General features: G+C 58.8%; 11 protein-coding genes. 5 read left to right on the top strand and 6 right to left on the bottom strand.

Annotation, left to right across the window (positions count from 1 at the left end):
• Nucleotides 1-223: 223 nt before the first annotated feature.
• Nucleotides 224-709: a bacterioferritin gene (gene bfr / locus Q7T45_RS27080; RefSeq protein ID WP_304875082.1), complete on the bottom strand. Its 486-nt coding sequence runs from the start codon at nt 707-709 to the stop codon at nt 224-226.
• A 119-nt stretch (nt 710-828) separates the two neighbouring features.
• Nucleotides 829-1098 (bottom strand): bacterioferritin-associated ferredoxin, encoded by a 270-nt coding sequence (locus Q7T45_RS27075; RefSeq protein ID WP_304875081.1) that lies wholly within the window; start codon nt 1096-1098, stop codon nt 829-831.
• A gap of 311 nt (nt 1099-1409) precedes the next feature.
• Here Q7T45_RS27075 and Q7T45_RS27070 point away from each other — a divergent pair, with 311 nt between their 5' ends.
• Complete coding sequence (locus Q7T45_RS27070) at nt 1410-1718, top strand: hypothetical protein (protein ID WP_304875080.1); 309 nt, start codon at nt 1410-1412, stop codon at nt 1716-1718.
• Nucleotides 1719-1951: 233 nt separating this feature from the next.
• A complete protein-coding gene (locus tag Q7T45_RS27065) occupies nt 1952-2251 on the top strand; it encodes a hypothetical protein (RefSeq protein ID WP_304875079.1) in 300 nt (99 codons plus the stop codon).
• Between the two features lie 191 nt (nt 2252-2442).
• On the opposite strand, the gene Q7T45_RS27060 is transcribed toward Q7T45_RS27065, so the two are convergent.
• Both Q7T45_RS27060 and Q7T45_RS27055 read right to left on the bottom strand, forming a co-directional pair.
• Complete coding sequence (locus Q7T45_RS27060) at nt 2443-3636, bottom strand: lytic murein transglycosylase (protein ID WP_304875083.1); 1194 nt, start codon at nt 3634-3636, stop codon at nt 2443-2445.
• 74 nt (nt 3637-3710) lie between these two features.
• Complete coding sequence (locus Q7T45_RS27055) at nt 3711-4301, bottom strand: TIGR00645 family protein (protein WP_304875077.1); 591 nt, start codon at nt 4299-4301, stop codon at nt 3711-3713.
• 42 nt (nt 4302-4343) lie between these two features.
• On the opposite strand from Q7T45_RS27055, the gene Q7T45_RS29095 reads away from it, so the two are divergent.
• The 3 genes from Q7T45_RS29095 (at nt 4344) to Q7T45_RS27040 (ending at nt 7873) form a co-directional block, all read left to right on the top strand.
• Nucleotides 4344-4694, top strand: a complete 351-nt coding sequence (locus Q7T45_RS29095) for a hypothetical protein (protein WP_370691375.1) — start codon at nt 4344-4346, stop codon at nt 4692-4694.
• 979 nt (nt 4695-5673) lie between these two features.
• Complete coding sequence (locus Q7T45_RS27045) at nt 5674-6153, top strand: hypothetical protein (protein ID WP_304875075.1); 480 nt, start codon at nt 5674-5676, stop codon at nt 6151-6153.
• 82 nt (nt 6154-6235) lie between these two features.
• Nucleotides 6236-7873 (top strand): calcium-binding protein, encoded by a 1638-nt coding sequence (locus Q7T45_RS27040; RefSeq protein WP_304875074.1) that lies wholly within the window; start codon nt 6236-6238, stop codon nt 7871-7873.
• Nucleotides 7874-8185: 312 nt separating this feature from the next.
• Here the strand turns inward: Q7T45_RS27040 and Q7T45_RS27035 are convergent, their stop codons facing one another.
• Both Q7T45_RS27035 and Q7T45_RS27030 read right to left on the bottom strand, forming a co-directional pair.
• Entirely contained in the window at nt 8186-8770 is a 585-nt protein-coding gene (locus tag Q7T45_RS27035; RefSeq protein WP_304875073.1) for a hypothetical protein, read from the bottom strand.
• A gap of 740 nt (nt 8771-9510) precedes the next feature.
• Nucleotides 9511-10294, bottom strand: a 784-nt coding sequence (locus tag Q7T45_RS27030; RefSeq protein WP_304875072.1) for a hypothetical protein, incomplete at its 5' end; no start/stop codon positions are given.

Below are 10294 nucleotides of genomic sequence, written 5' to 3'. Positions count from 1 at the left end.
CGAGGCGCGTTACAGGGAGCAGCTGTAGGAGACTTGTTCGGTCGAGCTATTCTTCACCCTCCCCTGAAGGGGGAGGGTCGACGCGAATGAAATGAGCGGCGGGGTGGGGTGACGGTCTCTCGTCTAGAACAGTGCCCGGGTTGAGAGATCACCCCACCCCGTCTCGCATCTTGCTTCGCGCGATGCGAGCCGACCCTCCCCCTCCAGGGGAGGGTAAGAAAAGCTAGTGCTCGCTCTCGAGCCCGCCGACATGCTTCTGGGTGTAGAGCTCGAGGCCGATGCGCTTGATGAGGTCGAGCTGGGTTTCGAGGAAGTCGATATGGTGCTCCTCGTCCTTCATCAGGCTCTCGAACAGGTCGCGGCTGACGTAATCCTTGACGCCGTGGCAGTAGGTCGCGGCTTCCTGGTAAAGCGTGCGGGCGCTGATCTCGGAGGCCAGATCGCACTCGATGATTTCCTTGACGTTCTGGCCGATCCGCAAGGGATCGAGCACCTGCAGGTTGGGAAAGCCGTCGAGGAACAGGATCCGGTCGGTGAACTTGTCGGCATGCTCCATCTCCTCGATGGATTCCTTGCGCCAGACCTTGGCCATATCCAGCAGGCCCCAGTTGTTGAGCAGCCGGTAATGCAGCCAGTACTGGTTGATGGCGGTGAGCTCGCTGCGGAGACCCTTGTTGAGGTATTCGATAACCTTCGCGTCGCCCTGCATGATGGTCTCCTCACGGGTAAGTGGCTCAGAACGCTTCTAAATTAGTTCACGCGCAGGAGCAAGGCTGTGCCGGGCGGAGCCGGCCGGCAAACGACAGTATCCAGGGATTCTTGGGGATTTCAGGAAGCCGCGAGCGCGAACTCGGTGTGGGCGTGGGCGTGCGGTTGCACGCTGGCCTGGCTGTGCGGGCATCCGGCGCCGCAGGACTTGGCGCAGGCGCCCAGGGCCTCGTCGATGATGGTCTTGATGGTGCGCGCGCATCGGCCGCATTCGGCGCTGCAACCGAGGCAACCATAGATCTGCTTGGCATTGCGGGGAAGGTCCTCCGCAGCGTTGACCGCACTGCGGACATCCTGGTCGCTGATGACGTTACAGGAACAAACAATCATGAAAACGGCAGGCCCATCGGTGATGCGTGACCCCACAGATATTGAAGGGCGCCGCGGGATGCAAAAGGAAAAGCCGTCTTTTCAAGCAATTCCAAACTGGCGCCGGGACAGACTAGAAGCGGTCTAAAAATCGCGGTTGCGATAGATCAAACGGCGCCAGGGCGTCCGCTGGTGCGCCGCAAAAAAGTGCCCCGCCAGCCCGATTCCCCGCCAAATCGGGCGTGTCCGTTCATTGATCATTCAAGCGAAATGTGGAACTTTTGCGCGAGACAGACCTCTCCCTGTCCCTGCTCCATGAGAAAGGTGAAGCCATGAGGAAGACATTGATGGCGCTCGCTGCCGTCGCCACCCTGGCTGTTTCAGCCGTGGCCGCGCCGCAAGCCGCCGAAGCGCGCAACGGCCGCATTGCCGCGGGTGTCGCGGCCGGACTGCTCGGCGGCGCCATTGTCGGCGGCGCGATCGCATCCCAGAACGGCTATTACGGGCCGGGTTATTACGGCCCGGGCTACGGCTATTACGGCCGGCCGGCCTATGTCGCGGAGCCCAGCTGCTTTGTGCAGCGGCAGCGATTCTGGGACGGTTATGGCTGGCGGGTTCGCAACGTTCAGGTCTGCGACTAAGCCCGTTCATCTTCATTACAAACCCGCGCAGCGTCCCGGAAACACGGTGTTTCCGGGACGTTTGTCGTTAACGGCCTGAAAAAGACCGTTTTTTCCGGCCACGAAGGCCCGAGCGTTTACCTTCGATTGACTGTTCTGCGCTTTCTATCGAGACGACCAGTTTCGAATACGGCGCGTCAAGTCACCCTAAACCCGGCGCCGCCGCCAGGCGCCATCGCCAGGAGAGCCTAGAAATGAAGAAGACTTTTGCTGCCTTCGTCGCGGCCGCAACGATTGCCGGTGCGCTCGTGACCGCGATGCCCGCAGCACAGGCGCAACATCGTCATTATCACGGTGGCGGCGGCGGCGGTGCCGGATTGGCGGCCGGCCTGATCGGCGGCGCCATCATCGGCGGCGCGATCGCCGCCAGCCGCCCGGCCTATGCGGTCCCGGCCCCGGTGTATGTCGACGACTACCCGGCCTGCCGTCTGGTGCGCGAGCGCTTCTGGGACGGTTACGGCTGGAGCTATCGCCGCGTCGAGGTCTGCAACTGATCTGACCGGCGCTGTCGGAATGATGACGTGATTTCGAACCCGGCCCATGCGGCCGGGTTCTTCTTTTCGCGGTCCTCATCCTGAGGAGCTTGCGAAGCAAGCGTCTCGAAGGATGGCAACAGGCTGGGTGCCAGATGGTTCGAGACGCCGCGCAAGCGCGCGGCTCCTCACCATGAGGGAGTATTTGCTTTTCACCGCGCCGCGCCGATCGAGCGCAGCACGGCTTCGCTCGGCCAGCAGTCCACCTTCAGCCCGGCGGATTTCTGGTAGGCGCCGAGCGCGGCGCGGGTCTTCATGCCCGCCTTGCCGTCCACCTTGTCGCTGTAGAGACCGATGCGCGTGAGGTGACGCTGCATCGCCTCGACCGAGGTGGTGCGCAATTGCGTCTGTGCGGACCATGGCGTCGCGAACGGGTGCGGGCTCACGATGCGGTCGGCGAGGTGGCCGACGAACAGCACGTACAGATCCGAGAAATTATATTCCTTGATGACGAAATAGTTCTTCGTGGTCAGGAACGCCGGACCGTAAATACCCTCCGGCTGCAGCAAGGAGGCCGGCTGCGCCTGCTCAGTCGCGCTGAGCTTTTGTCCGCGCACCGGCACGAAACCTTCGCGCAGCCACTGCCCGATCGGTTTTGTCACTTCGGGCACGCCCATGGTGCAATCGGCATTGGCAGGGGCGCGCACCTCATAGGCCCAGCGCAGGCCGGGCTGCCAGCCCTTGTTGACCAGTTGCTGCGCCGCGGAAGCCAGCGCGTCCGGCACCGAATGCCAGATGTCGCGGCGGCCGTCGCCATCGAGATCGATACCGTGCTTGCCGAGTTCGGACGGCAGGAACTGGGTGAGGCCGGTGGCGCCGGCCCAGGACGAGCGCAGATCCTTGCGCGTCACCTCGCCGTCGCCGATCAGCTTCAGCGCCTGGATGAATTCGACGCGATACTGTTCCTTGCGGCGGCCGACCCAGGCCTGCGTCGCCAGCACGCGCAATCCGTCATAGGGCAGCCTGTGGCGGCCATAATCGGTTTCGCGTCCCCAGATCGCCAGCACGACGCTGCCGGGCACGCCGAAGCGTGTTTCGATCGCGCCGAGCGTGGCGCGATGTTTTGCCATGAGCCTCTGCCCCTCGGCGGCCAGGCGCGCGATGCTGGCTTCCTTCACATAGTCGGCCGGCACCTGCACGAACTCGGCCTGCGACGGCGCGCCGGTGGCGGGACGTCCGGGCAGGATCAGATCGGGCAGTTTGTAATCCGGCTCGAGGCCGCGGGTCTCGGCCTCGAACACGGCGCGGGGGACGCCGGCGGCCTGCGCTTCCGGCCACAGCGAGGCGATGAACTGCGTGAAGCCCGAGTCCGCGGCGCGGACCGGCTGCAACGCGCCAAGCGACATCGCCGCCGCCACCAGGAGTGCTGCTATCGCGCGGTTTCGCAAAACCAGACTCCTGGCGAACGTCATACCGTCCATCAATGCTTGACGGCGTGCCTTGCTTCTTCGGTGGCAAGAGTCGACAGCCGGTCGACATAGGCGATGCCCATGGCCGACAGGATGAAGACCGTGTGGATGATGGTCTGCCACATCACGCCGGTCTCGGTGTAGTTGCCTTTTCCCGACCCCAGCGCGCCGGCCTCGATGAAGGTGCGTAGCAGATGGATCGACGAGATGCCGATGATCGCCATCGCGAGCTTGATCTTGAGCACGCTGGCGTTGACGTGGCTGAGCCATTCCGGCTCGTCGGGATGGCCCTGCAGATTGAGGCGGGAGACGAAAGTCTCGTAGCCGCCGACGATGACCATCACCAGCAGGTTGGAAATCATCACCACGTCGATCAGGCCCAGCACCGCCAGCATGATCTGCTGCTCGCTGAAGTCGAAGGCGTGAAGGAACAGGTGCCACAACTCCTTCAGGAACAGCACGACATAGACGCACTGCGCCACGATCAGCCCGACATACAGCGGCAGCTGCAGCCAGCGCGAGCCGAAGATCAGCATCGGGATCGGCCGCAATGCCGTTCTTAGAGCCTTGGGGGGCAGCGGTGTTTCCGGCGACATGGACATGGATCGGGGGTCTTTCTGGGGAGGGCTTCAGGTGGGTGAGTCGTGGTGGTTCTAGCACCGGATATATGGCACATTTTCGGGCTGACCGGGGCCAAGCGGCCATTTGGCGCAGGCGGGGATGCACCGGGGAAAGAACAGCCTAAGGCCGGGGATACGGCCCGACTTTCCCGAGCTTCACGCGTCGGTCAGATCGAGGCGCCGCTCGATCCGCTCGATCCGGACGTCCATCCGATCCAGCCGGCACGACATGGTAGCGTACTGGTTCTCGAGATTGCCGGCACCCTGCAATATCTCGCGGGCATCGTCGCGGATATCATCGATCGCGCGACGGACGTATCGCAAATGCTCAAGGACGATGTTGTCCGTCTCGGCCATCCGCAGATCATATCATGACACCAGGCAAGTGTGAACCGGGACACGACCCTGGCGACGCCGCCGACGGTCTGCGCTTGCACTCAGCAACGTCATTGCGAGCCAGCGGGTCTCGCGAAGCGCCGCCAGCTCGTCGTCCCTGCGAACGCAGGGACCCATAATCCCGGTCGTCTGTTGTGGAGCGTGACGCTTCAACAAGGCCACTGACACTTCCCGTAACCATGACTGCCGCGGCGTATGGGTCCCGGATCTGCGCTCGCGATGCTCGCTTGTCCGGGACGACGAGCTTTCAAATCCAAACACCGAACACACGTCCGCGATCTCGCGGCACGGATAGCCCGAGGTTTGCCTGTCGTTCTCTCCCTTGAACAAGGGAGCAGGGAATGCCGGATGCGCGCTGCACCCGCGGTCTCGTGTGCAAAATGCACGAGTAAAAACGCACACGAGCATACAGGGCAGCGGAGAACATCCGACATTCCCTGCGCAATGGCTTTACGGCTTATGTCGCGCTCACCCCGGAGTATCGGGCTCTTCTCGCCTCCGTCGCCTGCGGAAACCCGCTCATCCGCGCCCGGTCGGGCCGACGTGCCTTCCGCAGACTTGATGCCGACCACTGAGGCATCGGGTCCACACGATTTTGCCGTACGCTCCGGCACCGCTCGTCTGCACGTCCTGAAGACCGCTCACGGAGTTTATCCCGCCCTGCTGTCCTTTTCCGCGCACGATGCCGCCGCGTCCACCGCAACTCCTGCCCCAACGTTCGGTAACGATGGCCAACGCCCCTTCCTCGGGGACAGGATGGGGCGATTCATAAGGGTGATTTGGGTTTCTGGAAAAGCGAAATTTTACCCGTCGGGTTAATTTGTCGCAGGGGCGGATCGAGTGAGTTCGATTCCCTCCCTCTCCGCCATCATAATCGTATAACGTATTGTTTTTATTGAATTTTATCTTTGGAAAAGGGATGCGGTCCCCAAACCAGCCCCCAAATGAGAAGCTCGCCATGTCCGCAAAGTACGCCGCCCTTGTCGGCCTGACGACTAGCGCTCTAATGGCGATTACCGATGTTTCTGTTGCTCAGAGTGCCGTTGAGAAGGCACGGCAAGCACGAACAATGTGGTCGGCGTTTCAGTGCGGCATTTACGCAGAGATGTCAGGCGAGAGGCAAGAACAGGCCCGTTTGTTCGTTGTCGGCATCAAGGCTGGCCGTGACTTCATCGATGCCATAAACAAGAACCAAATTCCGCCTGAAGTAGCGAAGCGGGAAGTGCCAATCGGAGTGAACTTGGTGTTTGGCGGACCAACACCCGACTTCATCCTCGGCCGAATTTTTGAGAGCGCATCAAATGACGCCTTCGATGACGTCGTCAAAAAGGATAATGGAATCGCTCTCGAAAACTCGAAGTGGATTATGGACAGTGAACTTCGTAAAGCCAAAGCCAAAACGCAATATCTCAAGGGCAACTGCGTCATCGTAAAGTGACGCCTTAGCGAGTAGCGGGGCAGGCGGCGCTCTAACGGGCGTTCGACGGAGCCTCGCGCAGCTTCCTGACAGGAGGGGCACCATGGCGACAGTAACCTTCACCAACAACAATAATCCAAATCCCGGGCTCGAAGATGTGCTTGTCAGGAACGGGGCAGTCACTGCTGCCGCATCCACGTTCGAAATCACCAATAACACTGGTGGTCCACTGGACGGGTTTAGCTTCTCATTCTTCAGCGCAGCGTCAAACTTCACTTACAATGGCACGACTCCAACAGGCGGCACTGTCACCAGCGTTACGGTTTACGACGACCAGATGAACGTTATCGCTACCATCTCTGGGATTCCCGATCGAAGCCTTTTAGGCTTCTGGAGCGCTCTTCAAGGTGGCACCGCAATCAGTGCCTTGACGCACTTGCTAGGCAGTCAAAGCAACAAATACGTTGGCTCAAATGGCGACGATCACCTAACGTCATTCTGTGCCATTGCAGATGATCGTCTAGATGGTGGAGCAGGAAACGATGTTTTGATCGGCGGCCGAGGTTCCGATTGGTTGGTTGGCGGCCAAGGCGATGACACTTACATTTTCGCCGCAAATGAATTCGATGGCGATGATATCATCCATGGATCGGGCTTGGACACGGCTCGATTTACCGGCAGCAATACAATTACTTCTGGTGATTCGTTCGAAGTCGAACGTGTTCAGTTCGCTGGTGCCCTGTCACTAACCTTTGATTTTGGGTTTAATAGAGACTTTTTCGATTTCACTGTGATCGGCGACGGACACGTAAATCGAATTAAGATTTCAGTTGTCGACGGAACTCAATTCACCCTTGAAGATCTTGGATTCCAATCATGGAGCGCCACAGCGGATACGGTGACCATCAACGGTTCGTCCAGTAATGACGACATTACTGGCAGCAACGTCGGCGACGTCATCAGCGGTTTTGCCGGACGTGACATGCTATTCGGCCGCGCAGGCAACGACGTCCTCAAAGGCGGGGCCGGCGTCGATTTTCTCGACGGCGGAAGTGGCAACGACATTCTTCTTGGTGAAGCGGGCATTGACATCCTCGATGGCGGATCGGGCAACGATACTCTCGACGGCGGTACGGAAGCCGACACAATCGATGGCGGATCGGGCAATGACATCCTCAAAGGAAGGGCCGGTGCCGATCATCTCGACGGCGGAATCGGCAACGACACTCTATTCGGTGAAGCGGGCATTGACATCCTCGATGGTGGATCGGGCAACGATACTCTCGACGGCGGGACGGAAGCCGACACAATCGATGGCGGATCGGGCAACGACATTCTCAAAGGCGGAGCCGGTGCCGATAACCTTGATGGCGGTTCTGGCAACGATACGCTGGCCGGCGGCGCTGGATACGATATTCTTACCGGAGGCAGCGGCAGAGATAACTTTCTCTTCAACACATCGCTGAGGTACAGCCGCGACCAGATCACCGATTTTTCGGTGGCCGACGACACAATCCGACTGGACAACGCCGTCTTTACCAAGCTTGGCGGCGGCGTGCTGGCGGCGAATGCGTTCGTAATCGGCGAAGAGGCCCAGGATGCCGCCGACCGGATCATCTACAACAAGGCGACCGGCGATCTGTTCTACGATACAGATGGAACTGGTTCCGTCGCTGCGGTGAAATTTGCCGAACTCGATGCCGGGCTTGCCCTGACACGATGGGACTTTTTTGTTGTGTAAACATCGTTGACGGGAGCACAGCCCGGCAGACCCTGCCAACTCCAATTCCGGGTTCGAATCCGGCCGGCCTGCCACCGTGGGATTACCTATGCCAGCGATCCAATTGTTCAAAAGTGTTAGCGGCTGTCCGCCTCGATGTTGACGTCTAGCCGACATCCAAAGCGGGAGCGGCGCGGATCAGCGTAGAAATCTCGCGTCGTCTAGCAATACTCTCTGCCGTACAGCGCCCGCGCTTGACCGCACTCCGATCTGCCTTTTGGTGTTGTGTTTCTAAATCGAAATCTCTTGGCTAACTTGAAACCGCCCGTTGATTTATAAGAAGAAATCTTTTCCGAGTTTCGCGGCGAGTGCGGCGCATCCGTAGTCCAAAATATCCTCATAGTGGTCGTATCGAGCGACGTGGCGGTCGTACGTCGCCCATCGCATCCATTTCGGTTTTGGCGGCAAATCCCATTCGTCCGGATCGAGGCCAGCGATCGAACATAGTCGAGAATTAATCTTTGCCTTTCCCGCGTGGGCTCGGCTTGTCGGATCGTTAAATTGGCTTTGGTATGCAACTTGTCGGCCCCAGGTCTGCCGGCTGCAAAATCGGCTCGCGCCGGATGGCTTCCAAAGCACCGATGCGGGCCGGTTCATGATTGGACACATGAAGTACCATTGCCGCCCACCGAAATGACGCGGACGGGAAACGAGAATAATCCACTGATCGAGGCTGCCAAGCTGGATGCGAAACCAGCCTTCGTCCTTGCCGCTCATATCCGCGCCAATCGTGCCGGTGGCAATTTCGCCCCAATATGAGTGTGTCCATTTAATTCCACGTCCGCCGATGTTCGCGCCGCGTCGGACGAATCCCTGTCGAGCGAGCCGGTTCAAATCCAGCTTCAGTCCATCCTGCAAGCAAACCCGTTCGCGTGGTCGAGGCATTCTGGCAACCCTCCGGGTTGGCGGCAACGTAGTTTTGCAAATCCTAGAACGTTTCCAAAAGAGCGTTCCTGATCCGTCTGCAAAGGTCGGGATCGGACGCCCATTCGCACTCGACGCTATTGATCCGGCCCCTCTGCTGGCTGCGTTGATGAGATATAGTTTCTTTTCGAGTCATCCTCCGCGAGCCGGATGGTTCAACGACAGTGCAATTGTCGTTGCCGTGACAGACCGTAGTTTCTGCGCGAGCCTCGGTGAGTTCGGTCGAAACAATCACAATGGCGGCGAGCGCCCCAACGCGAACCCACCACCGAACTATTCCATTCGAATTGGCAACCGTGCCGGCTCGCGTCGAAATAGTCATTGAGGAATTCTCCTGATTGCGGGTTATGCCCTATGGTAAACTATATGTGTGCCTTAAATTGATACCGCGACTGCCGCCAAAGGTGTCCTCACGGTGTCAATCGGAGGCACCGTGAGGCTGTTTTCACCCCTTTTCATGCCGCGCGCTGGCTCTGATTTGATCCCGCGACGGGATATTTTGATACCGCGTTTTGTTTTTCGCGCCCCCACCGCATGAACGCCTTGCTCGGCAATTCGCCGGTCTCTTGATTTCTTGCAAGGCAAAGAAAGCACCAACTGAGAATGCAAAGAATTAGACCAGTCACGTGACGAGCGGAGGATAAACGGGCCGCTAATATCCCTCCGTTCACTGGCTACAAGGCGCAGGCCGAGGTTCCGGATGGTGGTGCCATGGCTACAAGTACGGCGCGGCCTAAAACAGATGCGCTGGCTTCACACATTACCCGCGAAACGATATCGCCTGATTTCTCAAATTCACGGGCCAGCGATTCAAATTGAGCCTGGACTTGCTGTAGCGTGGCAATCGGAAAAAGAACATGGGTGTCTTCCAATGTCGCATCGCGGGACCTAATTGCCAACAATTGGGCCTCTGCCTGCTCGGCGCGGACCAATAGCTGATCCCTTTCCGTTTTCGCTACCATGATTGCCGTGTCCAATTGCAGACTGTTTTGGTCCAACGAAACCATAAGGTCCCTAGCTTGCGTTTCGAGGCCGGAACATTTGCCTTCGAGCGTTTTGATTAGTTCGAGATTGGTTTGGTTCTGAGCGTGTTCTGCTCGAAGCAGGTCTTTCGATTTGGTTAGCGAGGTTTCGAGGCCAGCGCATTTGCCTTCGAGCGTTTTGATTAGTTCGAGATTGGCTTGGTTCTGAGCGTGTTCTGCTCGAAGTAGGTCCTTTGATTTCGTTAGCGAGGCTTCGAGGCCAGCGCATTTACCTTCGAGCGTTTTGATTAGTTCGAGATTGGCTTGGTTCTGAGCGTGTTCTGCTCGAAGGAGGTCTTTGAATTGACTAAAGAGCTTTTCCTGCATTTCGAGAACATCTGCGGCGCGGAGTAAAGTTTTTGTAGTGTCTCCAGTGGGCAACATAAATTTTGCGAAATTGCGCAAAACAGTTGCGATTCGAGTGAGTTCAACGGTC

The organism is Bradyrhizobium sp., assembly GCF_030646015.1.
Classification (GTDB): Bacteria; Pseudomonadota; Alphaproteobacteria; order Rhizobiales; family Xanthobacteraceae; genus Bradyrhizobium.
Note: the sequence above shows the minus strand (reverse complement) of the source record. Positions and strands in the feature narration are given on the sequence as shown.

What these genes read in the sequence shown, in the direction of transcription:
- bfr (WP_304875082.1), bottom strand. Translation starts at nt 709, where the DNA reads ATGCAGGGCGACGCGAAGGTTATCGAATACCTCAACAAGGGTCTCCGC.
- Q7T45_RS27075 (WP_304875081.1), bottom strand. Translation starts at nt 1,098, where the DNA reads ATGATTGTTTGTTCCTGTAACGTCATCAGCGACCAGGATGTCCGCAGT.
- Q7T45_RS27070 (WP_304875080.1), top strand. Translation starts at nt 1,410, where the DNA reads ATGAGGAAGACATTGATGGCGCTCGCTGCCGTCGCCACCCTGGCTGTT.
- Q7T45_RS27065 (WP_304875079.1), top strand. Translation starts at nt 1,952, where the DNA reads ATGAAGAAGACTTTTGCTGCCTTCGTCGCGGCCGCAACGATTGCCGGT.
- Q7T45_RS27060 (WP_304875083.1), bottom strand. Translation starts at nt 3,636, where the DNA reads ATGTCGCTTGGCGCGTTGCAGCCGGTCCGCGCCGCGGACTCGGGCTTC.
- Q7T45_RS27055 (WP_304875077.1), bottom strand. Translation starts at nt 4,301, where the DNA reads ATGTCCATGTCGCCGGAAACACCGCTGCCCCCCAAGGCTCTAAGAACG.
- Q7T45_RS27045 (WP_304875075.1), top strand. Translation starts at nt 5,674, where the DNA reads ATGTCCGCAAAGTACGCCGCCCTTGTCGGCCTGACGACTAGCGCTCTA.
- Q7T45_RS27040 (WP_304875074.1), top strand. Translation starts at nt 6,236, where the DNA reads ATGGCGACAGTAACCTTCACCAACAACAATAATCCAAATCCCGGGCTC.